We start from the raw sequence: 24,128 nt of genomic DNA, 5'->3' as shown, positions 1-24,128 counted from the left end.
CCGGAGCACGACGCCGCGCACGGACCGGCGGCCGGCCACCTCCCGAGGGAAGGACAGATCCATGAAGAGCAGGTTCCACGGGGCAGCGACCCTGTCCGTGCTGGCCGTCTCCGCGCTGGCCCTGAGCGCGTGCACGAGCACCGGAGGGGGCGAGGAGGCCTCCGGCGGGGGCGGGGGCGAGGGCGGGGGCGAGGTCAGTCTGATCAGCCCAGGAACCCTCACGGTCTGCTCGGACATCCCCTACGCCCCCTTCGAGTACGTCGAGGACGGCGAGACCGTGGGCTTCGACATCGACCTGGTCAACCGGATCGCCGAGGACCTCGGTGTGGAGACGAACGTCATCACCACGCCCTTCGAGGCCATCGAGACCGGCTCCGCGCTGGACACCGACCAGTGCGACCTCGCCGCGTCCGGCATGACCATCAACGAGGAGCGCGAGTCGGTGATGGACTTCTCCGACCCCTACCTCGAGGACAACCTCGCCCTGCTCGTGGCGCCGGACTCCGGCATCGAGTCCGTGGCCGACATCGAGGGCCAGCGCGTGGGCGCGCAGCAGGCCACCACCGGCGAGGACTACGCCCGGGACAACGGAGCGGACGTCGTCCAGTACGAGACCTCCTCGCTGATGATCCAGGGGCTCAACACCGACGACGTCAAGGCCGTGCTCGGCAACATCTCCGTGACCGGCCCCGCCATCGCGGACAACCCGGAGCTGCGGCTGGTCGAGGAGATCGAGACCGGCGAGCAGCTCGGCCTGGCCGTGAAGACCGGCAACACGGCCCTGCTGGAGCGGGTGAACGAGTCGCTGGCCGCCATGGAGGAGGACGGCACCCTCGACCAGCTCAAGGCCGAGTGGCTGGGCACCGCGGACTCCGAGGGCGCGGACTCCTCGGCGAGCCCGGAGCCGGCCGCGAGCTGATCCGCCGCATCCGCCGGACGGGTGTGACGAGCGCCACGGACGCCGTGGCCCGCGCGGAGCGGGCCACGGCGCCGTCGTCCGTAGGCTGGGGCGAGGCGGACCGCGCCGCCCCGCCACGACGACAGGGGAAGCTCCCGTGACCACCGTCTCCGGCCTCGAGCTGCAGCACGTCCACCCCGGGGTCCGCCCCCAGGACGACCTGTACCGCCACGTCAACGGCGGCTGGATCGAGGCGCACGAGCTCCCGGCGGACCGCGCGTTCGACGGCGCCTCCGCGATCCTCGCCGACCTGAACACGCGGCGGGTGCACGAGATCGTGCAGGAGGCTCCGGCCGGGTCCCGGATGGGCGCGCTGTACCGCTCCTTCCTCGACGAGGACGAGATCGAGCGCCGCGGGCGGGCCGCCCTGGCCCCGGACCTCGCGGTGCTCGACGCCGCCCGGGGCAAGGAGGGGCTCGCCCGCGCCTCGGCCGCCCTGCACCGCACCGGCGTGGACGGGCCGCTGTCCTTCTTCGTGGAGAACGACTCCCGGGACTCGTCCCGCTACTCCTTCTTCCTCCGCCAGGACGGGCTGTCCCTGCCCGCGGACAGCTACTACACGGACCCGCTGCACGAACGGCTGCGCACGGCGTTCACGGCCCACGTCGCGGCGATGCTGGAGCTGGCGGACCTGCCGGCGCGCTGGGGCGTGCCCGCCCGGGACGCCGCGGCGACCGTGCTCGCCATGGAGACGCAGCTCGCCGCCGCCCACTGGGACACCGTCTCGGCGCGCGACGTCGAGGAGATGTACAACCCCGTGGACCTGCCCGGCCTGGAGGCCATGGCGCCGGGCTTCCCGTGGACGGCGTGGCTCGAGGGCACCGCCCCGGAGCGCGGCGCGGGGGTCTTCGACCGGGTCATCGTGCGCCAGCCCTCCTTCACGGCGCGGCTGGGCCTGCTGTGGCAGGAGTGGTCGGAGGAGCAGATCCGGATCTGGCAGTCGTGGCGGATCGTGTCCAAGCGCGCCCCGTTCCTGCCCCGGGCCTTCGTCGAGGAGAACTTCCGCTTCTACAGCACCGCCCTGTCGGGGATCACCCGCCCCCGCGAGCGGTGGAAGCGGGCCGAGTACCTGGTCACCCGGGTCCTGGGCGACGACGTGGCGCGCGACTACGTGGCCCGCTGGTTCCCGCCGGCGCACAAGGCCCGGGTGGAGCAGCTCGTGGCGCACCTGCTGGCCGCGTACCGGGAGCGGATCTCCCGGCTGGAGTGGATGTCGGAGGCCACCCGGGCCCGCGCCCTGGAGAAGCTGTCCACGTTCACGGTCAAGGTCGGCTATCCCGGGTCCTGGCGGGACTACTCCTCCCTGCAGCCGGATCCGGCGGACCTGCTGGGCAACGTCCGGGCGGGGCTGGCGCTGGAGCACGACCGCACGGTCGGGAGGATGGGCACCCCCGTGGACCGCGGCGAGTGGTTCCTCTACCCCCACTGGGTCAACGCCTACTTCCACCCCGTGCTCAACGAGGTGGTCTTCCCGGCGGGGATCCTGCAGCCGCCGTTCTTCGACATCGAGGCCGACGACGCCGTGAACTACGGGGCGATCGGCTCCGTGATCGGCCACGAGATCGGCCACGGGTTCGACGACCAGGGCGCCAAGTACGATTCCCGGGGCCACCTGGAGAACTGGTGGACCGACGAGGACCGCGCGGAGTTCGCCCGGCGCACCGCCGCGCTCGTGGCCCAGTACGACGGCTGCACGCCGCGCGGGCTGGACCCGGAGCGGCACCACGTCAGCGGGGCCTTCACGGTGGGCGAGAACATCGGGGACCTCGGCGGGCTGGAGATCGCGCTGGTGGCCTACCGGATGTCCCTGGCCGAGCGGGGCCTGGACCAGGACAGCGCGCCGGTGCTCGACGGGCTGACCGGTGCGGAGCGCTTCTTCTACGCCTACGCGGCGCTGTGGCGCTCGAGCGCCCGGGAGCAGGAGCTGGTCAACCGGCTGGCCACCGATCCGCACGCCCCGGACGAGTTCCGCTGCAACCGGGTGGTGCAGAACATGTTCGCGTTCCACGACACCTTCGGCACCCGGCCCGGGGACGGCCTGTGGCTGCCCCCGGAGGACCGCGTGAACATCTGGTGACCCTCCTCCCCTCCCCCTTGCGCGAGATGGCAGCCGACGGCGAGCGGAGCGGCCACGGTGGCCGTCAGCTGCCATCTCGCGGGGCGGGGAGTCAGTCCAGGACGGGCAGCTCGGTGGTCTCGAAGCGCTCCCGGAAGAACGCAGGATTGCGCCGGTACTGCACGAGCATCATCGCGACGCCGAGCAGCAGGATGCCCACGCCCAGGAGGAACACGAGGCCCACGCCGCCGATCTGCGAGCCGGAGCCGTACTCCGGGTCCATCGAGTCGTAGGCGGTCTGCCCGAAGAACACCAGCAGCAGGATCCCGCCGAGCAGCGGCGCGAGGAACTTGGTGACCACGTTCTTCGCGCCCCGGAAGGCCTCGCGCCGGAAGTACCAGACGCAGGCCAGGGCGGTGACCCCGTAGTAGAAGCAGACCATCATGCCGAGGGTGGTGATGGTGTCCCAGAGGACGTTCTCCGAGACCACGCGCATCACGGCGTAGAAGCCCGCGGAGATCACGGCCGCCGCGACCGTCGCGTAGCCCGGGGTCTGGTACCGCGGGGTGACCCGCGCGAACTCCGGCGGCAGCGCACCGTAGTAGCCCATGGCCAGCATCGTGCGGGCCGGGGAGACGAACGTGGACTGCAGGGAGGCCGCCGAGGAGGACAGCACCGCGAGGGACATCAGGATCGCGAAGGGACCCATCACGGGGCCCGCGAGTGCCGCGAAGATGTTCTCCTGGATCTCCTCGTTGCCCATGCCCAGCCCCTGGTCGGAGACCCCGGAGAACGTGAGCACCGCGAGGGCGATGGTCAGGTAGAGGGCGACGATCACGAAGATGGTGGTCACGGCGGCCTTGCCCGGGGTGGTGGCGGCCCCCTTGGTCTCCTCGTTGATGGTGAGCACCACGTCCCAGCCCCAGTAGACGAACACGGACAGGGACACGCCCGCCGCGAACGCGGAGAAGGACTCGACGCCGAACGGATTGAACCACTCGGCGCGCACGGTCAGCCCCTCGTAGGCGGTGCCGGCGGCCACGTGGCCGAAGGCGGCGAACGAGAACCACAGGAGCACGACCGCCTGGAACGCCACGAGCACGTACTGGAACGCCTTGGTGGTCTCCATCCCGCGGTAGGAGATCCAGGCGGCCAGGGCCACGAACACGAGGCACGTGGCCACGTTGACGGGCACGTTGCGCGTGAGCTCCGCGATGGCGGCGTTGCCGGTGAGCTGGGCGAGGGCCAGGTAGAGGAAGTCCACGGCCACGCCCGCGAGGTTGGAGAGCACCAGGATGGTGGCGGCCAGCAGGCCCCAGCCGCCCATCCAGCCCAACCACGGCCCGAAGGCCTTGGAGCCCCACGTGAAGGTGGTGCCCGAGTCCGGCATGGCCCGGTTGAGCTGCTGGTAGCCGAGGGCCACGAGCAGCATGGGGAGGAAGCCCACGAGGAAGATGGCCGGCAGGGAGGTGCCGATCTCCGCGGCGGTGGGCCCCAGGGCCGCGGAGAGGGTGTAGGCCGGGGCGATGCAGGAGACGCCGATGACCACGGAGCCGAGCAGCCCCACGGCGCCCTTGCTGAGTCCCTTGTCGGTGCCGGTGCGCGCCGGCGCCTCGATGTCGGATGTGCTCATGACGCGTCCTCCTCGGTGCGGTCCGGGCGCGGCACGACGACCATCGGCACCGGGATGTGCTTGAGCAGCCGTGCTGCGGTGGTGCCCAGGAAGGTCTGCCGCCCCTGGGCCAGGCGGGACGAACCGATGAGCAGGAGGCCGCCGGGAGACCAGTCGACGTCCTGCGCGGCCTTCTTGAGGGTGCGCCCGGTGGCGACCCGCACGCTCACGGGCCGGTGGCGGCGGACCTCGTCCGCCGCGGCCTCGAGGTGCTCCTCGACCCGCCGGCGGACCTGCTCGGCCGCGCCCGGGTCCGCGGCCTCGCCCTCGAGGAAGGAGATCAGCTCCAGCTCGAGCCCGGAGTGCTCGACCGCCCGGACGGCCTCCCGGATGACCTGGTGGGCGCCGGGGCGGGTGCCCACGGCGGCGGAGAGCCGGGTGAGCGGGACGTCCCCGGAATACCGGCGCGGGGCGAGGGCCACGGGCACGGGCGAGCTGTGCAGCAGGGCGCTGACCACGGGCCCGGCCGAGAAGCGTCCCGCCCCGGTGCCGGAGCCCACCACGATCAGCTGCGCGCCGAGCTCCTCGGCGGCCCGGAGGAGGCCCGCGGCGGCGGAGCCGTCCTCCCGCAGGTGCGTGCGGACCGTGACGCCCTCCGGCACGAGCTGCGCGGCCTCCTCGAGCCACGTGCGGGCCTGGTGCCGCACGACCGGGGCGATGTCCCCGACCGGCGGGTAGACCTGCTGGTAGGGGCTGTCCGCGCGCAGCACGAGCACGATCTCCAGCTCGGCCCCGAAGGCCCGGGCCATCGCCCCCGCGAGCCGGACGGCGTCCTTGCTGGGCCGGTCCCCGTTGTAGCCGACGACGCAGCGCCCTGGCCGGTCGCCGGTCACCGCCCGGCTCCCTGCATCGCGGCGACGGGCGCGGTGCCGGCGCCGAGGATCTCGGCGGCGGCGAGCCGGCCCTGGCGCAGGGCGCCGTCGACGTGCTGGTAGCCCTCGGCGGCGAGGTCGGAGCAGGCCCAGCGGATCGGGCCCACGGGGGTGCGCTGGTGAGCGCCGTAGCGGTGCAGCCCGCCGAGGTCGTAGCTGGCGGCGTAGGCGCCGCGGGTCCACTCCTCGGAGCCGAAGTCCGACTCGTAGTAGACCACCGGGTGCAGGGCCTCCTCCCCGAGGTAGCGGGCGAGGGACTCGAGGACCAGCCGCCGGCGCTCCTCGGCGGGCAGGCGGAAGACCTCGTCGGCCTTCTCGTCCGAGACGAAGCCGACCAGGGTGCCGCGGGGGTCCCCGTGGTTGGTGTTGTCGTAGACCTCCTGGGACAGCTCGTGGGCGCCGAAGCCGGTGCCGGAGAGGCCCTTGTCCCGCCAGAAGGGCGTCTCGTAGACGGCGTGCACCTTGATCACGAGGCCCAGGGACTGGTGCTGGTGCATCTGGTGCTGCAGCCGCGGCAGGGGCGGCTCGAAGGAGATCCGGGAGTAGAGGTTCGGGGGCACGGCCACGACCACGTCGCGGGCGACCACGGTGAGCCGGTCGGACCAGACGGTGACGGGGGTGCCGGGGACGTGCTCGGCGTAGGTCCCGTCGTTCCCGGCCCACCGGATGGTGCGCACCGGGGTGTCGAGGAACACGACGTCGGGCCCGAGCTCGGCGGCCACGGCCTCGGAGACGGACTGCATGCCCCCGACCACGCGCCGGTCGAGGATGAAGTCCTCGTCCACGAGGTTCGAGAAGGACCCGGCGGAGGCGGCCATGAGCACGGCCTGCAGCGTGGAGAACGCGTGCGCCGGCTTGGTGAGCATCCCGCCGGCCACGAAGATCCCGATGTTGTTGCAGGCGGCCTCGTCGTCGGAGTGCTGCCGCAGCCAGTGGTGGAAGGAGACGGTGTCCAGCTCCCGGGCCGCCGGGTGCGCCCACGGCTCGGCGGCGCCGATCTGCTCGACCAGCCCGTCCAGGAGCGCGACGAGCTTCGCCATCTCGGCGGTCGTGGACTCCCCCGCCGGGAACATCGAGCCGGTGTAGGTGTGGCGGGTGCCGTCCGGGGCCAGGTAGACGGACTCGCCCTCGCGGTAGCGCTGGTAGGTCTGCATGCCGAGCTCGTCCACCAGCGCCAGCAGCTCGGTCTGGTCCGGGGAGATCCACTGCCCCCCGACCTCCAGGAACGCCCCGTCCACGGTCTTCGACCAGGTCCGTCCGCCCACGCGGTCACGGGCCTCGAGGACGGCCACGGACCTCCCGGCGGCGGCCAGGCGGCGGGCCGCCATCAGTCCGGCGGGGCCGGCGCCGACGACGACGACGTCGCGCTCGATCGCCGTCCGGCTGCCCAGGGTGCGTTGATCGGTCACTGTGCTCTCCTTCACGCTAAAATGAACTCGTTTCATTAAGCGCGTGCGCACAGCGGTCCGTCAAGACCTGCGGCGAGGAATTCACCCGGCGGCGGGGCCGCCTACTTCTTGGTCCGGCGGCTCCCGGCGTGCCAGTCCTCCTCGATCCCGGGCGCGTCCGGCGCGGCGCCGAGGCCCCGCAGCCGCGGCTGCTCCCGGAGGCTGCGCTTGAGCTCGGCGAAGCCGGGGAACCGGGCGAGGGCCACCACGTGGTCCCACAGCTCCACCGCGTCCTCCTCGGCCGGCAGACGGCTGATGACGGGACCGAAGAAGGCCACGCCCTCCGGCGGCTCGAAGTGGATGATGGGGGTCCCGACGTCCCGGCCGGTGAGCGCCAGGGCCTCCTCCGTCTCCGCCCGGACCACCGCGTCCCACGACCGGTCCTCGAGGGCGTCGGCGAGCTCCACCGGGAGCCCCGTGGCGGTCAGCACCGGCTCGAGGAAGGCACGGGTGCCGCGGTGGCCGTGCCCCGCCCCCTCGGTGCCGGGCACGGGATCGGCGTCGAAGATCCGGGCCCCGAGACCCTCGTACAGCCGGCCGACGGCTGCGCGCCCGTGCTCCGCACGGGTCCGCGCGGCCACGCGCAGCAGGCGCAGCCCCGCCGTGTGGGACTCCTCGTACTCCGGCGGGAACCACGCGTCGTAGTCCACGTGCTCGTTGAGCAGGCGCAGGGAGATGAACCGCCAGTCCACCCGGTACTCCCGGCGGGCCGTCACCGTGCGGACCCACGAGCTGGTCAGCCACGCGAAGGGGCACGTCGGATCGAAGTAGAAGTGGATGTCGGCGCTGCTCATCGGGCAGATGCTAGGAGCCGGCGGGGCGGCGGTCAAGGACACGGGCGTCGGGCCGCCGCCCTAGACTCGGAGGTGACCGCCCGACGCCGCGGCCCGGATCCCTCGCCCCGGGGCCCGCAGCACCGACCACAGGAGGATCTGCTCATGGCTGCCGCCGGCACCACCCCGCGCCGACGCGGGCGCCCGAGCAAGCCCGTGCTCTCCGAGGAGCGGATCACCAAGGCCGCGATCAAGATCGTGGCCACCCGGGGCTACCAGCACCTGACGATGACGGAGCTGGCGCAGGAGCTGAAGGTCTCCACCTCGGCCCTGTACAACCACACGCCGTCGAAGCGGGACGTGCTGATCCGGGTGCAGGACCGGATCAACCAGGGGATCGACCGCTCCGCGTTCGGCGCCGTCCCGTGGGACGAGGCCCTCGAGCGCTGGGCACGGTCGTACCGGGACTGCTACGCCCAGCACACGGCCATGATCCCGATCATGGCCGTGCTGCCGGTCGCGAACTCCCCGCACACCCTGCAGATGTACGAGACCGTGGCCCGCGGCCTCGCGGACGCGGGCTGGGAGGGGGCCGGCATCGCGGACGTGATCGTCTCGATCGAGTCCCTGGTCTTCGGCGCCGCCTACGACGCCACGGCGCCCGCCGACATCTTCGACCCCGGGGAGCGCTCGGACCTCGCCCCCGTGTTCGCCGACGCCGTGCGGGCACGGCCGGCCGACGCCGCCGCGGCGGCGGACGAGGCGTTCGACGTGGCCCTCACCGCCATGCTGGACGGCTTCCGGATGCGCCTGGCGGCCGTTCAGGATGGGGCCCCCGCACCGGGCTGAGCGGCCGGCGGGGAGCAGCCCGCGGGGACCGGGCCGCCGGCGGCGCCGCGCGGCGGCCCGGCTCAGGCGTCCAGGGCGTGCATGACGTGCTTGACCTGGGTGTACTCCTCGACCGAGTAGAGCGAGAGGTCCTTGCCGTAGCCGGAGTTCTTGAACCCGCCGTGCGGCATCTCGGAGATCAGCATGACGTGGGTGTTGACCCACACGCACCCGAACTCGAGCTCGCGGGAGACCCGCATGGCCGTGCCGTGGTCGGTGGTCCACACGCTCGAGGCCAGGGCGTAGTCGACGTCGTTGGCCAGCTCGAGCGCCTCCTCCTCCGTGGCGAACGGCTGCACGGTGAGCACCGGGCCGAAGGTCTCCTCCTGGACGAGGGCGTCGTCCTGGTGCACCCCGGACACCACGGTGGGCTCGAAGAAATAGCCGGGGGCGCCCTCGACCGGCTTCCCGCCGGTGACCACGGTCGCGTGCTCGGGGAGGTCGGCGAGCTTGCGGCAGACGTCCTCGAAGTGGTGGGCGTTGTTGAGGGGGCCGTAGAAGTTCTTCGACTCGTCCGGGTCCCCCGTCACGGTGTCCCGGGCGGCCGCGGCGAGCAGGCGCACGAACTCGTCGTGGGCGCTGTCCTGGACCAGGATGCGGGTCACCGCGGTGCAGTCCTGGCCGGCGTTGAAGGTGCCGAACTCCACGAGGGCCTTGGCCGCGGCGGGCAGGTCGGCGTCCGCGAACACGACAGCGGGCGCTTTCCCGCCCAGCTCGAGGTGGCCGCACGTGAGGTTCTGCGCCGCGGCCAGGGCCACGGCGCGACCGGCGCGCACGGAGCCGGTGATGGAGACCATGGAGGGCGTGCGGTGGGCGGTCATGAGCGCCCCCGTGGAGCCGTCCCCCAGGAGGACGTTCACCACGCCGGCGGGGAAGATCCCGTCGATGAGCCGGGCGAGGACCAGGGTGGACTCCGGGGTGGTGTCCGAGGGCTTGAGGACCACGGTGTTGCCGGCGGCCAGCGCGGGGCCGAGCTTCCAGATCGCCATGAGCAGCGGGTAGTTCCAGGGGGTCACCTGCGCCACGACGCCGACCGGCTCGCGCCGCACGTAGGAGGTGTGCTCGCTCATGTATTCCGCCGCGGCCTTGCCCTCGAGGGTGCGGGCCGCGCCGGCGAAGAAGCGCAGGTTGTCGGCGCCGGCGCCGACCTCCTCGTCCGCGATCATCCGGCGGGGCTGGCCGGTGTTGCGGTGCTGGGCGTCGACGAGCTCGGCGCTGTGGGCCTCGAGCGCGTCCGCGAGCCGAAGCAGCAGGAGCTGGCGCTCGCTCGGGGTGGTGCGCTTCCAGGTCCGGAACGCCCTCCGCGCGGCGGCGAAGGCCGCGTCCACGTCCGTGGCGTCCGAGACCGGGGAGACGGCGACCGTCGAGCCGGTGGTGGGGTCGACGACGTCGATCCGGCCGGTGCCGTGGGCGTCGACGAAGGCGCCGTCGACGTAGTTCTGCAGGACGTCGCTCATGGTGGTTCCTCTCTGCGGGCGAGTGCGCGGTGCCTGCCACTCTAAATGACGAGGGTTCATTTTAGAAGGGTCCGGCGTGACCGGCAGCACCGTGGTGGCAGGTGGGGCGCGACGGGCGCGACCGACAGCGGCGGACCCCCGCGGCCGAGGAAGCTCGGTCGCGGGGATCCGCCGCTGTCAGGGATCTCGCGGGGGATCAGGCCTTCTGCACGGTGATCGACCACTCGGCCGCACCGCGCTTGCTGAACTCCGTGACCGGGTAGCCGTTCTCGGCCGCCCAGCGGGGAATGGCCTCGGTGCCCTGCGTGCAGTCGAAGTTGATGACGAGCTCGTCGCCGGCGGGCATCCCGGCCATCGCGGCCTTCGCCTCGACCACGGGGAACGGGCAGACGAGGCCGTCGGTCTCGAGGATGTGCTGTGCCATCAGTGGTGCCTCCTGGGGCTGGGGGTCGGTGCGGATCAGACGCCGGCCGGGACGCGGCCCGGGGCGGCGGACTTCTTGCGGGGGGCGATGAAGATCTTGGCGGCCACCCCGGTGCCGAGGATCATGACGGCGAAGCTCACCCAGCCCTGCCACTCGAAGGCGGCGGTGGCGACCAGGGCGTTGCCGATGGTGCACCCGCCGGCCCACGCCGCGCCGACGCCCATGAGGGCGCCGCCGCCGATGGAGCGCACGATCGTCGGCGCGTCGGGGACGCGGAGCTTGAACTCGCCCGAGCCCTTGGCCGCGACGAACGAGCCGATCAGGATGCCGAGGACCAGGAACACGCCCCAGTCGACGAGCTCGACGTCGCCCGTGGTGAGGTAGCTCGCGATGTTGGCGGACGGGGTGGTGATGCCGAGGCCGGACTCGCGGCCGGTGGCCCAGCTGGCGGGCCAGGCGATGATCGCGATGACGCCGATGACCAGCGCGGTGGCGAACGGGTTCCACGCCTTCTCGAACAGCAGGTGGTTCAGGCCGGTCTTCTCCGGCGGGAGGGTCGCGAACCTGGCCCGCGGCTTGGTGAGGTGGTGGCGGGCCCACACGGCGGCGATGCCGACGAGGGCCAGCACGAGCACCCACGGGGAGATCCCGAGCGTCTCGTGGATCGAGCCCTGGGTCCCGACCGTGACACCGCGCACGGCCTCGGTGGTCCCGGCCAGCGGGCCGTACTTGGAGACGGCCGCGAACAGGGCGTAGAAGATGAGCGCGAACCAGGAGCCGACGAGGCCCTCGGACGTGCGGTAGTACGTGCCGGTGGCGCAGCCGCCGGCGAGCACGATGCCGAAGCCGAAGACGAAGCCGCCGACGACCGTGGCCAGCCACGGGAAGGCGGAGGCCTCGAGGGTGATGACGCCGAGGGCGTTCAGCACCCAGATGCCGACCGCCTGGACGGCGATGGCCACGAAGAAGGCGGACAGCCACCACGTGTTCCTGGCGATCCAGACGTCGCGGAACGCGCCGGTGACGCAGAAGCGGCCGCGCTGGAGGACGAACCCGAGGGCGGCACCGATGAGAAGACCTGAGATGAGCACCCGAGAACCTTATGATTCCCGCAGAAAGCACTCCAGTGCGCCGTCATGCGCCGTAGCATAGTGACCCAGCACTCAGCGCATTGTGACGTCCTCGGCGGGCACCGGCCGGCCCGGTGCCCGCGGGCGGGCGTCGTGGACGGAGCACCGATGGGACGACCCCGGCCCGACATCCCCGGCCCCGGCCAGGAGTCCGTGTGGGACTATCCGAGACCGCCCCGGACGGAGCCCAGCGCGGAGCACGTGGAGGTGTGGCTGGGCGGCGAGCGCGTCGCCTCGACCACGGCCGCGCTGCGGGTGCTCGAGACCAGCCACCCGCCCACCTACTACCTGCCCCGCGAGGCCTTCGCCGAGGGCAGCCTGCGTGCGTGCGAGGGGAGCTCGTGGTGCGAGTGGAAGGGCGCGGCGGCGTACTTCGACGTGCGGGGCGGGGACCGCACGGCCCCCCGGGCGGCCTGGACCTACCCCTGCCCCGCTCCGGGCTTCGAGGCCCTGCGCGGGCACGTGGCCCTGATGCCCGGGCTCATGGACCGGTGCCTCGTGGCCGGGGAGCAGGTGCGCCCGCAGGAGGGCGGGTTCTACGGGGGCTGGATCACCTCGCGGGTGGCCGGCCCGTTCAAGGGCGCTCCCGGCAGCCGGGGCTGGTGAACCCGCGATGCCCCGCGCCCCGTGGCCCGCGCTCCTGCTGACCGCCCTGCTCCTGACCACCGCGTGCGCGCAGCGGGATCCCGCCGGGGCCGCCGCCACGGCCCCGGGGACGGCGACCGCGGGCGCGCGATCGGCGCCGGCGACCCCCGCGGAAGGTCAGGTGATCGAGGTGGCCCACACCGGGGGCTTCACCACCCCGGAGCTGCTGGCCGCCCGGCTGCCGCTGGTCAGCGTCCACGCCGACGGCCGGGTCATCACCCCGGGCCCGCAGATCCAGGTCTTCCCGCCGCCGGCCCTTCCCGCCCTGCAGGTCCAGCACGTCGACGAGGACGCCGTGGCGGTGCTGGTCGAGCACGCGCTCCGGGCGGGGGTCGACGGGTCCGCGGACCTCGGCCGGCCACCCGTGGCCGACCTCCCCTCGACCCGCTTCACGGTGCGGACGGCGGAGCGGACCTACGTGCGGGAGGTGTACGCCCTGGGCGCCGAGACGCCGCCCGGCCCGCCGGCCGGGGACCGCCCCGGGAGCACGGACGGCGCCCTGACCCCGGCGCAGCGGGCCGCACGGGCCGAGCTGCAGGCGCTCGTCGAGGAGCTGGGCGACCCGGCCTCGGTGCTGCCGGAGGACGCCGTCGGCGCGCAGGAGGTCTGGGCCCCGGAGGCGGTCGCCGGGGTGGTCACCGAGTGGCGGGATCCGCAGGGCGGTCAGGAGCCCCGCCCGGTGCCGTGGCCGGGGCCCCCGCTGCCCGGCGAGCCGCTCGAGCCGCGGCTGGGGCTGAGCTGCGTGGCCGCCACGGGCGAGCAGGCCCGGGCCGTCCTGGACGCCGCCGGATCGGCCGACACGCAGACCCCCTGGCTGTCCGAGGACGGCGAGCGCTGGTCGGTGGCCCTCCGGCCGCTGCTGCCCCACGAGCAGGGCTGCGGGGATCTCGCGGGGTGGTGAGCCCTCGGCCGGCGTCAGCCGGCCGAGGAGGACGGCGTGCTCCGCCGCCCCGGCCGGCCGGCCACCGGCTCCTCGCCCGGCTCCTCCCAGGGACGCAGCCGCACGAGGGCCAGGGCCGCGAGGGCCACGACCACCGCCACCCCCACGTAGAGCTGGACGGGCGTCCAGCCGGTGTCCAGCAGCGCGCCGACCGCGATGGGGGCCAGGATCGCGCCGGCCCGGCCGACCCCGATGCCCCAGCCCACCCCGGTGGTCCGGATCCCGGGCTCATAGGTCATGGGGGCCACGGTGTAGAGCCCGGCGATGCAGCCGTTGATGAGCATGCCGACCACCACGCCGGACGAGAACGCCAGCAGCGGCACCGACGTGGTGGTGATGAACAGGACGAGGGTCACCGCGGAGAGCACGGTGAAGGCCATCAGCGTCAGCCGCTCGTCCCACCTGGTGGTCAGCGCCCCGTAGAGCAGGGACCCGAAGGTGCCGCCCATCGTGAGCATGAGCCCGCCGACGATCCCCTGCTGCTCGGTCATCCCGGTCTCCACGAGGAGCCGGGGCGTCCAGGAGTTGGCGAAGTAGAAGCCGAACATGATGACGAAGAAGGCGGCCCACAGCAGGAGGGTCGCGGTGCGGTAGCGGCCGCTGAGCAGCATGCCGACGCTGCTGTGCCGCCCGTCCGCGCCGGCCGGGGCCGGGCCCAGCTCGACCTCGCCGTCGAGGCGGATGCGCCGGGCGATGCGGTCCAGCTTCTGCAGGGCGCCCGCCGGCCGCCGGGTGCGGAGGTAGTCGACGGACTCGGGCAGCACGGCCAGCACCAGCGCGATCGCCACGAGGGTGAGCAGGCCGCCGGTGAGGAACACGGAGCGCCAGCCGAAGGCGGGGATCAGCTGGGTCGCGCCCATGCCGCCGAGGGTGGCGCCCACGCCGTAGCCCGCGGTGAAGATGCTGACCGCCATGCCGCGGCGGCGCGCGCTGGCGTACTCGCTGGTGATGACCGTCGCGGAGGCGAGGATGCCGCCCACGCCCAGGCCCGTGACGACCCGCCACAGCCCGAGCTCGAGCACGGTCCCGGCCGTGGTGGACAGGAACAGGCCGAGGGCGTTGACGGCGAGGGCCACGACGAGGATCTTCCGCCGGCCGTACCGGTCCGCGAAGGGCCCGAGCACGAGGGAGCCCGCGGCCATGCCGATGAGCCCCGCGCTGAGCAGCCAGCCCAGCTGGGAGCCGGAGAGCCCGAACTCCTCGGTCACGGACGTGGCCGTGAAGGCCATGGCGAGGACGTCGTAGCCGTCGAGGGCGTTGAGGAACGTGGTCACCGCGATGATGAGCCACTGGTACGACGACATCCTGGATGCGTCGATCTGGTGTCGGATGTCCATGGGGAGCCTCTCAGGGGACGTCGATGGTGAGGACGGCGGCCGGGCGCTCGCCGGGACCGGTCTCCGGCGCGGCGGAGACCACCCGCGAGACGCAGCAGCACAGGGACGTGCCGGCCTCCTTCTGACGGTCGGAGTAGAACACGTCGCGGTGGTCGATCCGCCCGGCCAGCCCGAGGACCTTGACCTGGCACAGCCCGCACTCGCCCTTGCGGCAGTCGGACATCATGTCGAGGCCCTCCCGCTCGAGGGCCTCGAGCAGGGACTCGTCGGAGCCGACGACGGCCTCGGCGCCCAGCCGCGGGACGCGCACCACGAACGGCTCGGCGGCGAACCAGCCGCTGTTGCCGAAGGTCTCGTAGCGCAGGCCGGTCCGGTCGAGCCCGCGCTCGGCCCAGGACCGGCGCACCGCGTCCATGAGCCGGATCGGGCCGCACATGTAGAGCTCGGCGTCCTCCGGGACCCCGGCCACCAGGGCCGGCACGTCGAGCGAACCGCCCTCGTCGTCGACGTGGGCCTCGAGCCGGTCCCCGTGCAGGTCGGCGAGCTCGTCGAGATAGGCCATCGCGGCCCGGGAGCGGGCCACGTAGACGAGGCGGTAGTCCGCCCCGAGCCGGCGCAGCAGCGCGGCCATCCCGGCGACGGCCGTGATGCCGATGCCGCCGGCCAGCAGGACGTAGGAGGGGGCCCCGACGCGCAGCGGGAAGTTCTGCAGCGGCTGGGTGATCTCCAGGACCTGCCCGGGCCGGAGCTCGTGCATGAAGATCGAGCCGCCGCGGGAGGCGGGGGTGCGGAACACGCTCAGGGCCAGCTGCGCGCCGTCGTCGTCGGCGTCGACCACGGAGTAGGAGCGCACCTGCTGCTCGCCGTGGACGAGGACGCGGACGTCCACGTGCTCGCCGGGCCGCACCGGCCGGGGCTGCTCGGGGGCCAGGACGACGCGCCGGATGCCGGCGGCGACGTCCTCGACGGCGACCACGACCGCGTTCTGCCAGACCTCGTGCTGGGAATCTGCCACGGTCGCCTCCTCAGGCCCCGGCGGGAGCGGCCGGGGCGGCGGCGGGGCGGCCCTCGGCCTCGAGCGCGCGCTCGAGGAGCCGGCGCACCCACATCCCGCCCATGTCGATGTTGAGGTTGTAGAACTCGTGCTCGGGGTTGGCGTCGATGGCCGCCTGCTGGGCCTGCAGCATGGCCTCGTCCTCGCCGAACACCCCGTGCACCCCGTTGCGCAGCTGCGTGGTGATGAGCTGGCTCTCCAGCCGGTAGTTGCGCATGAACGCCCAGAAGTAGTGGCAGGACCGGTCCGTCTCCGGGGTGATCGTGTTCATCACGTAGCCGTTGACCCCGCGGGAGCGGTCCCCCTCCGGGGCCCCGGTGCCGGCCTCGGCGACGCCCACGTCGATGCAGATGGTGGACGGGAAGGTGTAGTGGATGATCTGCCAGCGGTCCACCTTGCCCTCGAAGCCCGGGAACCTGTCCCGCATGTTCTTGAGCCAGAAGGGCGGGGCGTCGATGTTGCGCATCCACCGGGTGACGGTCACGGAGTTCTCGTCGTGGGTGGTCTCGAACTCGGACTCGGAGAGCTCCTCCTGGCCGATGCTGGAGGAGTGCACGAACTCCTCGTGGGTGAGGTCCATGAGGTTGTCCAGGACCAACTGGTAGTTGCAGGGGGCGTGGATGGTCTCCCCGTCCCCGGCCCACTCGGGGCTGTCCAGCTGGTGCATGTCGGGCACCAGGGCCGGATCCGCCCGCGTGGGCTCGCCCAGCCACACCCACACGTAGCGGTGGCGCTCGACCACGGGGTAGGACGGCACCGTGGCGGAGGGGTTCAGCGTCTCCTGGGCGGGCATCGAGGTGCACCGGCCCGCGGCGTTGTAGCGCAGCCCGTGGTACGGGCACTGGATCTCGTCGCGGCCCACCAGCTTCCCCTGGGACAGCGGGGCCAGCCGGTGCCAGCAGGCATCCGCCAGGGCCACCGGGCGCCCGTCCTCGGTGCGGTACAGGGCCAGCGGACGGCCCGCGACCGTGCGGGAGAGGATGCCCCTGCCGGTGATCTCGTGGTCCCACCCGGCCACGTACCAGGCGTCGAGCGGGTGGGAGAGCAGCTTGGCGGTGGAAGTGGTCTTCGTGGCGGCGACGGTCATGGCGCGGTCCTCTGCTGGGCGGTCCGGGGAGAGCACGGTCCACTCACTATCTCCATAGATAGTTGGTGGCGCGGAACACACAATACCTATGTCGATAGTGAGTGACAAGGGTCACGGCGCACCCGTCCCCGCTAGGCTCTGCAGGACGACGCTCTGCTTCGACGGAAAGGAACGCCCGTGAGCCTCCGCTCGGCCCTGCTGGCACTGCTCTCCTCGGGGCCGCTGACGGGCTACGACGTGGTCAAGCAGTTCAGCTCCTCCGTGGGCCACGTGTGGCACGCCCCCGACTCGCAGATCTACCCGGAGCTGCGCAAGATGCACGCGGAGGGGCTGCTCGCGAGCCGGCCCGTCCCGTGGGGCTCGCGCGGGGCCACCAAGACGGAGTACTCCATCACGCCCGAGGGCGAGCGCGCCCTGCGGCTGTGGCAGGAGCAGCCGCTCGGCTACGTCCGGGAGCGGGACCCCGCCCACCTCCGGGCCGCTTACTTCGAGTGGGCGCCCCCCGGCGCGGCGGCCGCGCAGCTGCGCGCCCACATCGAGCACTACCGGGACCAGCGCGCGCAGGCCCTCCAGCAGATCGGGGCGCTCCGGGACCGCACGAGCCCCACACTGGCACGCCGGCTGGCCGTGAACCCCGAGGACCAGTGGGAGCGGATCACCCGGTTCAAGATCTTCGCCTACGAGGGCCAGGTGGCCCGTGCCGACCAGGAGATCGCCTGGGCCGAGCGCGGCCTGGAGCTGCTCGCGGAACTGGGCGAGCTGGGCGCACCGGAGGGACCCGGCATCCCGTGAGCCCCGGCGGGCCTCGCCGGACCCCGGCCGGCCGGGCCGGCGCGGTCCGGGCCGCCCCGCGGTGCGCCCTGGAACGCGCCCCGGAACGCGGCGCGGGCCGCGTCCGGCCCCGTTCCCGCCGGGCACGCCGTGCGGTGCGTAGGCTGGACGGACCCCCGCTTCCGGCCCCCAGGACAGACCATGACCCGCTCGTCGCCGCCCCGCCCGCTCGTCCCGGCCCTGTGCGCCGCCCTCCTCCTGACCGGCTGCGCCCAGGGCGCCGACCCCGGCTCGGCGGCGGCACCGGCGGCGAGCGCGTCGCCGTCGTCGGCCACTCCGTCCCCCACCCCCACCCCCACGCCCACGCCGGAGGAGCCCGCGGAGCTGATCGGCGGGGGCACCGAGGTGTTCCCCGACCGGCGGATGGTGGCCCTCTACGGCCGGCCCGGGACGCCGGCCCTGGGCGTGCTCGGCGAACAGGGCCCCGAGGAGTCCGCCGCCCGGGCGAAGGAGCTCGCCGCCCAGTACGAGCCCTTCAGCGAGGTGCCGGTGGTCCCCGCGTTCGAGATCATCGCGACCACGGCGTCCGCGGGGCCCGGGGAGGACGGGGACTACTCCGAGGAGACCCCGGTCGAGGAGCTGCGCCCGTACGTGGAGGCCGCCGCGGAGCAGGACGTCTACGTGGTGCTGGACCTCCAGCCGGGTCATCAGGACTTCCTGAGCCAGGCGCAGCAGTACGAGGAGCTGCTCGAGCTGCCCAACGTCGGACTGGCCCTGGACCCCGAGTGGCGGCTCGCCCCCGGACAGGTGCACATGGTGCAGATCGGCTCGGTGGACGCGGCGGAGATCAACGCGACCACGGCGTGGCTCGCCGAGCTGACCCGGGAGCACGACCTGCCGCAGAAGGTGGTGGTCCTGCACCAGTTCGCGGAGTCGATGATCACGAACCGCCACCTCGTGGACGCCTCCCGCCCGGAGCTCGCCCTGGTCCTGCACGCCGACGGCCACGGCACCCCCGAGCTGAAGATGGGGACGTGGGAGCGGCTGCAGCAGGGCCTGCCGGAGGGGATCCGGATGGCGTGGAAGAACTTCTACGACGAGGACACGCCCACCTTCACGCCGGAGGAGACGTCCGCGATCGAGCCGCAGCCCTGGTTCGTCTCCTACCAGTGAGCCCTGCCGGTCCGGGATCCTCGCGCCTACGATGAGGACGGGCGGCCCGGCAGCCCGCCGGACCGGCGACCGAGGAGGACCCCATGAAGGCACTCGTCTACCACGGACCGGGCAGCAAGGCGTGGGAGGAGGTCCCGGACCCTGCTCTCCAGGACCCCACGGACGTCATCGCGAAGGTCGACACGACCACCATCTGCGGCACCGACCTGCACATCCTCAAGGGCGACGTCCCCGCCGTCGTCGACGGGCGGATCCTCGGCCACGAGGCGGTCGGCACGATCACCGAGGTCGGGGACGCCGTGACCGGGCTGAAGCCCGGTGACCGGATCATCATCCCGGCCGTCACCAACTGCGGGAAGTGCTCCTACTGCCGGAACAACCAGCCCTCCCACTGCCAGACCCTGGGCGGGATCGGCTGGGTGTTCGGGCACCTCATCGACGGGACGCAGGCCGAGTACGTGCGCGTGCCGTTCGCCGAGACCTCGGTGCACAAGGTCCCCGAGGGGCTCGACGACGAGGACGTGCTGTTCCTGACCGACGCCCTGCCCACGGGCTTCGAGATCGGGATCCTCAACGGCAACACGAAGCCCGGCGACACGGTCGCGATCGTGGGCGCGGGGCCGGTGGGCCTGGGCGCGGTCATGACGGCCAACCTGTGCGGCGCCGGACGGGTCATCACCGTGGACCTCGACGGGAACCGGATGGACAAGGCCCTCGAGCTCGGGGCCACGGACAAGGTCGACGCCGGGGACCCGGACGCCGTCGAAAAGATCCGGGCGCTGTCCCCGGACGGTCTCGGCGTGGACGTGGCCATCGAGGCCGTGGGCGTCCCACAGACGTTCCGGACCTGCCTCGACGTGGTCCGGCCCTACGGCACCGTGGCCAACGCCGGCGTGCACGGCAGACCGGTGGAGCTGCCCCTGGACCGGATGTGGATCTCCAACGTCCGCATCAACATGGGCCTGGTGGACTGCCGCACCGTGGGCAACCTGCTGAACATGGTCCGCTCCGGCCGCCTCAACGCCCGCGCCATGGCCACCCACCGCTTCACCATGTCCCGGATGGAGGAGGCCTACGAGCTGTTCGGCAACGCCGCGCAGCACCAGGCGGTGAAGGTGGTCATCACGGCCGACTGAGCAGCCCGCCCGGCACTTGCTAGCGTGTGGCCGTGCGGACCGACAGACTCCAGAGCCCCCGGCAGCGCCGGACCATCGACCGGCTGGCCCGGTGGCTCGTCCGCGCCCACGGGGCCGAGCCGGGCTGGGACGCGCTCGTGCTGGACGCCCTGAGCGTGGGCCGGGACGTGCGCCTGCAGGTGCGGGAGGTCCGCGGCGACGCCACGGGCTGCCGGCCCGGGGACGCCGCGGGCCCGCGCAGCACCCCGCGGCGGCTGGTCCGCGCCCTGCAGGACGACTACGCCGACCTCGTCGACGGGTCGTGGTTCTCCGCGACGCTGATCGTCACCGTGGCCGGGCGCCGCTGGCAGCGCCCCGGAGTGGAGCTCGTGCTCAACTACGGCGACGACCCCGTCCTCCCGGCGCACGCCCCGCACCCGGTGGCCGCGGAGGACTGGCGGCGGCACCTCGCTCGCTACCGGCGGATGGACCGCAGGATCCCGGGCTGGCTGCGGGAACGCCTGACCGGGGCCGGGCTCGTCGTCCCCGAGCGCTGAGCCGGGGCTGTTCGCCCTGGGGGAACACTCCGGCCCGGGCGCTCTCCCTGTTCCCTCAGCATGCTGACAGGCCTACGCTGGTAGCACCTGTTCACCGACCGGAGGGAGAGCCCATGGGACTCGGAGACAAGATCAGCAACGCCGCGGAGAAGGCGAGCGGCACCGCGAAGGAGAAGGTCGGCGACGCCACCGACAACCGCGACCTCCAGGCCGAGGGCCAGGCGGACAAGCTCTCCGGCAGCGCCAAGCAGGCCGGCGAGAACGTCAAGGACGCGGGCAAGAACTTCAAGGACGGAACTCAGTAGGACGGTCCAGCCGTCGGACCGCCCGGAGGGCCCCGGTGTCGCACGCGACACCGGGGCCCTCCGCCGTGCCCGGGGTGGTCCCGGGGCTCAGGTGAGGTCGCTGATCAGCCTTGCCAGGATGTCGTTCATCGCGAGCAGCCCGATGAGCTCGTTGCCCTGGACCACCACCAGGCGGTTGAGGTGGAAGCGGGTCATCAGGGCCGCGGCCTGGTTCACGGAGAGGTCCTCGCCGACCGTGACCACCGGTTTCACGGCGGCGTCGTAGACGTTGAGCAGGTCCACGTCCCCCTCCTCCGCCACGATGGTCTGCAGCAGCTCGTTGTAGCTGAGCAGCCCGTAGCCGTCGTGCGGGTGCTGCGGCTCCACCACCAGGCTCTTGACCTGGCGGGTGCGCATGGCCGACAGCGCCTCCCGGAGAGTGCTGTAGGGGGAGATGGTGATGACGTCACGCACCATGACGTCCTTGACGGTCAGCACGGGGATCCTCCTGGGGTTCTCGGACAGGGCTCGGACGGCGGCGGGGTCAGGCGCCCTCGCGGCGCATGTGCTCCTCGAACCGGGCGACCTGCTGCATGTCGATGCCGGTGAGGTGGTCGATGGGCACGGAGAAGGCGATGCCGCGGGAGCCGTCCTCGTCGATCAGTATGTCGTGCAGCACCTTGAGGATGGGCGTGGCCAGGTGCGTGCCCACGACCATCAGGAGCACCGTCTGGGCTCCCTCGAACGTCAGGCCGAAGAACGTCCGCTTGGTCTCGCCCCCGATGCCCTTGCCCGGGAGGATGGTCACGCCCGTGGCGCCGGCGCGCTGGGCCTCCCGGATGACGGTGTCCTCGAGGTCGTCGGGGGCGATGACCACCACGGCGGTGAACTTCATGTCGGCTCCTTCTGCAGGCGGGGGATCCTCTCCAGGATCATGGCGTACCCGAGCACCGAGATGATCGGGAAGATGGAGGCGAAGGCGATCAGGCCGAAGCCGTCGATCAGCGCGTCCCGGCCCTCGATCGAGCTCGCGAGCCCGATGCCGAGGGCGGTCACGAGAGGCACGGTGACCTCCGAGGTGGTCACGCCCCCGAGGTCGAAGGCCAGGGCCACGATGTACTTCGGCGCCAGCAGGACCAGGACGATGACCACGGCGTAGGACGCCATGATCACGTAGTGCAGCGGTGCTCCCACGAGGATGCGGTAGACGCCCAGGGTGATGCCGACCGCCACGCCGACGGCCACGACGATCCGGATGGCGGATCCGCTGATCCTGCCGGGCGAGGCCGCCTCGGCCTGCTCGCCGATGGCCACCAGGGCGGGCTCGGCCATGGTCGTGGCGAAGCCGATGAGCAGGGCGAAGAGCAGGATGAGGGCGGGCGCTCCGCGTTCGATCAGCTGCTCCGCCATCATCGTCCCGATCGGGAACAGTCCGATCTTGAGCCCGACGACGAACGCGTAGAGCCCCACGAGGACCATCACGAAGCCCACGGCGACGCGCAGCGGGTGGGACAGCCGGCGCCGCAGGGCGACGTACTGGAAGAAGAGGACCACGAGCACCATGGGCAGGACGTCCCGGACCATCTGCGCGAGTCCCAGGACGTGCTCCAGGACCGGGTGCGCCGGGGCGTCCCCGGACGCGCCGGCGCCGACGGGCGCGGCGTCGCCGAAGGTGTAGACCCAGATGCCGTAGAGCTGCACGCCGATCATGGGCACCATGACGCACAGGGCCACGAGGCCGAACCCGTCCGTGAGCGCGCTGCGGCCCCGGATCGAGTTGGCCAGGCCGATCCCGATGGCGGCGATGAGGGGGACGGTGACGATGTTCGTGGTGACGCCGCCGGAGTCGTAGGCGAGGCCGACGATCTCCGGGGGTGAGACGTACGTGACGACGAGCACGAGCGCGTAGCCGGGGATCAGCAGCTTCTGCACGGCCCAGCCCCGGAGGATGCGCAGGATCCCGAGGACGAGCACCGCGCCCACGGACACGGCGACGACGAGGCGCAGCGTGAGGGCGTTGACGCGCCCCTCGCTCACGAGCTCGGCCTGCGCGGCCACGGCGATCAGCGCGGGCTCGGCGACCGCCGCGGCGAAGCCGATGGCGAAGCCGAACGGCAGCAGCAGGCCCAGGGCGCCGCGGCGGGCGAACTGGTTGGCCAGGTTCTTGCCCACGGGGAAGACGCTCAGGTCCAGCCCGTGCAGGAACAGGGCGATGCCGGCGCCCACGATCAGCAGCCCGGCCACGAGCTGCAGGGGCTGGTCCGGGGCCTCCCGGAACACGGCCAGCTGGAACACCACGACGACCGCCACGATGGGCAGCAGGCTCCGCAGGGCCCTGAGGAACTCCCGGGCGAAGTGCGTGAGGTGCTCCATGGGCGCTGCCGGGCCTCCTCCGGGGGGTCCGCGGACGGGAGTGTGCCCTGCCAGTCTGTCGTGGCGGGCCGGGGGTCGTCTACCGGGTGCTGCCGGGGGCCTCGCCGGTCGCCTCGTCGCCGGACTCCACGCCGGCGAGCTCCTCCTGGGAGCCGTGCCCGGTGCGCGCCCGGGTGCGGGCGTCGACGGCCAGCAGGGCGAGGACGACGACGCAGCCGGCCGCGGCCGCGAGCAGCTGGACCCACCACTCCCCCTCGGGCGGGAGCAGCGTGCGGTCCTCGAGCTGCCAGGGCCACAGGGTGCGCAGGGCCCCGAGCATCAGCCCGGTGAGCGCCAGCATGGTGACGCGGTGGTGGTGGTCGAGGAGCCACTGCAGGCCCTTGACGATGACCACCATGCCCAGGGCGGCGCCGAGGAAGAACAGGGACAGATAGCCGAGGTCGAGCTCGTCGACGGCCCGCAGCGTCGGCTGGTAGAGCCCGATCGTCAGGAGCAGGAACGAGCCGGAGAGCCCGGGCAGCAGCAGCGCGGACACCGCGACCATGGCCGCGAGCACCACGAGCAGCGGCGCGGGCGCCACCGTGGTGGGCGGGATGGACACGAGCACGAACGCGACCACCGCCGCGAGCGCCACCACGGCCGCGTCCCGGGCCCGCAGGGGTCCGCCCGCCAGGCGCAGGGGCACCCCGACGGAGGCCAGGACCATGCCGAAGAACAGCGCCCGCATGGTGACCGGGTACTCCTCGACGAGGTGGCTCATGGGCCCGGCCACGGTGAGCAGGGCCGCGACCATGCCGAGCACCACGGGCACCACGATGCGCCAGTGGACCAGGGCCAGGTGGTGGCGCACCCCGGCGGCGCGGTCGGGCCCCAGCAGTGCCCGTTTGCCGGCGGACACCACGTGCCCGGCGGAGTTGATGAGCTCGTCGTAGATGCCGACCACGAGGGCCACGGTGCCGCCGCTGACCCCGGGGACGGTCTCGACCACGCCGATGAGGGCGCCGCGCACCACGTTGCCGGGGATGCTGCGGCGGGGCTCACCGGCGGGGGCGGCGGTCGTGGTGGTGGTCGGCGGGGACGAGGGCCGGTCCGGGGGCGACGAGGGCGTCACGGG

At 72.9% G+C, this 24,128-nt stretch carries 24 protein-coding genes; 10 read left to right on the top strand and 14 right to left on the bottom strand.

All coding sequences use genetic code 11. The annotated features are described in order from the left end of the window. Positions 1 to 61 precede the first annotated feature (61 nt). Complete coding sequence (locus tag RCG67_RS12495; RefSeq protein WP_368826657.1) at positions 62 to 919, top strand: transporter substrate-binding domain-containing protein; 858 nt, start codon at positions 62 to 64, stop codon at positions 917 to 919. A 136-nt stretch (positions 920 to 1,055) separates the two neighbouring features. Then, positions 1,056 to 3,035 carry a M13 family metallopeptidase gene (locus tag RCG67_RS12490; RefSeq protein WP_368826656.1) on the top strand — a complete coding sequence of 660 codons (1,980 nt, stop codon included), beginning with the start codon at positions 1,056 to 1,058 and terminating at the stop codon, positions 3,033 to 3,035. Between the two features lie 91 nt (positions 3,036 to 3,126). Here the strand turns inward: RCG67_RS12490 and RCG67_RS12485 are convergent, their stop codons facing one another. The 4 genes from RCG67_RS12485 to RCG67_RS12470 form a co-directional block, all read right to left on the bottom strand. Next, the gene (locus tag RCG67_RS12485) at positions 3,127 to 4,647 is read right to left on the bottom strand and encodes an APC family permease (RefSeq protein WP_368826654.1); all 1,521 of its coding nucleotides are present in this window, start codon (positions 4,645 to 4,647) and stop codon (positions 3,127 to 3,129) included. Beyond that, positions 4,644 to 5,519, bottom strand: coding sequence for a universal stress protein (locus RCG67_RS12480; RefSeq protein ID WP_368826652.1), 876 nt, complete (start codon positions 5,517 to 5,519; stop codon positions 4,644 to 4,646). Before RCG67_RS12480 ends, RCG67_RS12485 begins: the two co-directional genes overlap by 4 nt. Then, complete coding sequence (locus tag RCG67_RS12475; protein WP_368826651.1) at positions 5,516 to 6,967, bottom strand: flavin monoamine oxidase family protein; 1,452 nt, start codon at positions 6,965 to 6,967, stop codon at positions 5,516 to 5,518. The genes RCG67_RS12480 and RCG67_RS12475 overlap by 4 nt, the downstream gene beginning before the upstream one ends. A gap of 101 nt (positions 6,968 to 7,068) precedes the next feature. Then, positions 7,069 to 7,800 (bottom strand): mycothiol-dependent nitroreductase Rv2466c family protein, encoded by a 732-nt coding sequence (locus RCG67_RS12470; protein ID WP_368826650.1) that lies wholly within the window; start codon positions 7,798 to 7,800, stop codon positions 7,069 to 7,071. Between the two features lie 144 nt (positions 7,801 to 7,944). On the opposite strand from RCG67_RS12470, the gene RCG67_RS12465 reads away from it, so the two are divergent. After that, positions 7,945 to 8,628: a TetR/AcrR family transcriptional regulator gene (locus RCG67_RS12465; RefSeq protein ID WP_368826648.1), complete on the top strand. Its 684-nt coding sequence runs from the start codon at positions 7,945 to 7,947 to the stop codon at positions 8,626 to 8,628. Positions 8,629 to 8,690: 62 nt separating this feature from the next. On the opposite strand, the gene RCG67_RS12460 is transcribed toward RCG67_RS12465, so the two are convergent. The 3 genes from RCG67_RS12460 to RCG67_RS12450 form a co-directional block, all read right to left on the bottom strand. Then, positions 8,691 to 10,124, bottom strand: coding sequence for an aminobutyraldehyde dehydrogenase (locus tag RCG67_RS12460; RefSeq protein WP_368826646.1), 1,434 nt, complete (start codon positions 10,122 to 10,124; stop codon positions 8,691 to 8,693). A gap of 196 nt (positions 10,125 to 10,320) precedes the next feature. Beyond that, the gene (locus RCG67_RS12455; protein WP_058874103.1) at positions 10,321 to 10,548 is read right to left on the bottom strand and encodes a sulfurtransferase TusA family protein; all 228 of its coding nucleotides are present in this window, start codon (positions 10,546 to 10,548) and stop codon (positions 10,321 to 10,323) included. 35 nt (positions 10,549 to 10,583) lie between these two features. Then, positions 10,584 to 11,639, bottom strand: coding sequence for a YeeE/YedE family protein (locus tag RCG67_RS12450; protein ID WP_368826644.1), 1,056 nt, complete (start codon positions 11,637 to 11,639; stop codon positions 10,584 to 10,586). Between the two features lie 147 nt (positions 11,640 to 11,786). On the opposite strand from RCG67_RS12450, the gene RCG67_RS12445 reads away from it, so the two are divergent. Continuing rightward, complete coding sequence (locus RCG67_RS12445; protein ID WP_368826642.1) at positions 11,787 to 12,284, top strand: DUF427 domain-containing protein; 498 nt, start codon at positions 11,787 to 11,789, stop codon at positions 12,282 to 12,284. Positions 12,285 to 12,291: 7 nt separating this feature from the next. Continuing rightward, positions 12,292 to 13,224, top strand: coding sequence for a hypothetical protein (locus RCG67_RS12440; RefSeq protein ID WP_368826641.1), 933 nt, complete (start codon positions 12,292 to 12,294; stop codon positions 13,222 to 13,224). Positions 13,225 to 13,238: 14 nt separating this feature from the next. Here the strand turns inward: RCG67_RS12440 and RCG67_RS12435 are convergent, their stop codons facing one another. The 3 genes from RCG67_RS12435 to RCG67_RS12425 are packed head-to-tail and all read right to left on the bottom strand — an operon-like array spanning position 13,239 to position 16,741. Beyond that, positions 13,239 to 14,600 (bottom strand): MFS transporter, encoded by a 1,362-nt coding sequence (locus tag RCG67_RS12435; RefSeq protein ID WP_368826639.1) that lies wholly within the window; start codon positions 14,598 to 14,600, stop codon positions 13,239 to 13,241. A gap of 10 nt (positions 14,601 to 14,610) precedes the next feature. Next, positions 14,611 to 15,615 (bottom strand): PDR/VanB family oxidoreductase, encoded by a 1,005-nt coding sequence (locus RCG67_RS12430; protein WP_368826637.1) that lies wholly within the window; start codon positions 15,613 to 15,615, stop codon positions 14,611 to 14,613. A gap of 10 nt (positions 15,616 to 15,625) precedes the next feature. After that, on the bottom strand, positions 15,626 to 16,741 hold the full coding sequence (locus tag RCG67_RS12425) for an aromatic ring-hydroxylating dioxygenase subunit alpha (protein WP_368826636.1): 1,116 nt from the start codon (positions 16,739 to 16,741) through the stop codon (positions 15,626 to 15,628). Between the two features lie 177 nt (positions 16,742 to 16,918). On the opposite strand from RCG67_RS12425, the gene RCG67_RS12420 reads away from it, so the two are divergent. The 5 genes from RCG67_RS12420 (at position 16,919) to RCG67_RS12400 (ending at position 20,662) form a co-directional block, all read left to right on the top strand. Next, the gene (locus tag RCG67_RS12420; protein ID WP_368826634.1) at positions 16,919 to 17,533 is read left to right on the top strand and encodes a PadR family transcriptional regulator; all 615 of its coding nucleotides are present in this window, start codon (positions 16,919 to 16,921) and stop codon (positions 17,531 to 17,533) included. Positions 17,534 to 17,713: 180 nt separating this feature from the next. After that, positions 17,714 to 18,685: a hypothetical protein gene (locus RCG67_RS12415; RefSeq protein ID WP_368826633.1), complete on the top strand. Its 972-nt coding sequence runs from the start codon at positions 17,714 to 17,716 to the stop codon at positions 18,683 to 18,685. 83 nt (positions 18,686 to 18,768) lie between these two features. Continuing rightward, a complete protein-coding gene (locus RCG67_RS12410) occupies positions 18,769 to 19,821 on the top strand; it encodes an alcohol dehydrogenase catalytic domain-containing protein (protein ID WP_368826632.1) in 1,053 nt (350 codons plus the stop codon). A gap of 32 nt (positions 19,822 to 19,853) precedes the next feature. Next, positions 19,854 to 20,357 carry a hypothetical protein gene (locus tag RCG67_RS12405; RefSeq protein WP_368826630.1) on the top strand — a complete coding sequence of 168 codons (504 nt, stop codon included), beginning with the start codon at positions 19,854 to 19,856 and terminating at the stop codon, positions 20,355 to 20,357. Between the two features lie 113 nt (positions 20,358 to 20,470). Beyond that, positions 20,471 to 20,662 carry a CsbD family protein gene (locus RCG67_RS12400; RefSeq protein ID WP_368826628.1) on the top strand — a complete coding sequence of 64 codons (192 nt, stop codon included), beginning with the start codon at positions 20,471 to 20,473 and terminating at the stop codon, positions 20,660 to 20,662. 87 nt (positions 20,663 to 20,749) lie between these two features. On the opposite strand, the gene RCG67_RS12395 is transcribed toward RCG67_RS12400, so the two are convergent. From RCG67_RS12395 to RCG67_RS12380, 4 genes are all read right to left on the bottom strand, one after another. Then, entirely contained in the window at positions 20,750 to 21,139 is a 390-nt protein-coding gene (locus tag RCG67_RS12395; RefSeq protein ID WP_368826627.1) for a CBS domain-containing protein, read from the bottom strand. Positions 21,140 to 21,185: 46 nt separating this feature from the next. Next, the gene (locus RCG67_RS12390) at positions 21,186 to 21,536 is read right to left on the bottom strand and encodes a P-II family nitrogen regulator (RefSeq protein WP_368826626.1); all 351 of its coding nucleotides are present in this window, start codon (positions 21,534 to 21,536) and stop codon (positions 21,186 to 21,188) included. Then, positions 21,533 to 23,014 (bottom strand): DUF1538 domain-containing protein, encoded by a 1,482-nt coding sequence (locus RCG67_RS12385; protein ID WP_368826625.1) that lies wholly within the window; start codon positions 23,012 to 23,014, stop codon positions 21,533 to 21,535. The genes RCG67_RS12390 and RCG67_RS12385 overlap by 4 nt, the downstream gene beginning before the upstream one ends. Positions 23,015 to 23,093: 79 nt before the next feature. Further along, complete coding sequence (locus RCG67_RS12380) at positions 23,094 to 24,125, bottom strand: DUF368 domain-containing protein (protein ID WP_368826623.1); 1,032 nt, start codon at positions 24,123 to 24,125, stop codon at positions 23,094 to 23,096. Positions 24,126 to 24,128 lie beyond the last annotated feature (3 nt).

The organism is Kocuria cellulosilytica (assembly GCF_040981245.1).
Taxonomy (GTDB): Bacteria; Actinomycetota; Actinomycetes; order Actinomycetales; family Micrococcaceae; genus Kocuria; species Kocuria cellulosilytica.
This window is presented reverse-complemented; position numbering and strand designations above follow the sequence as displayed.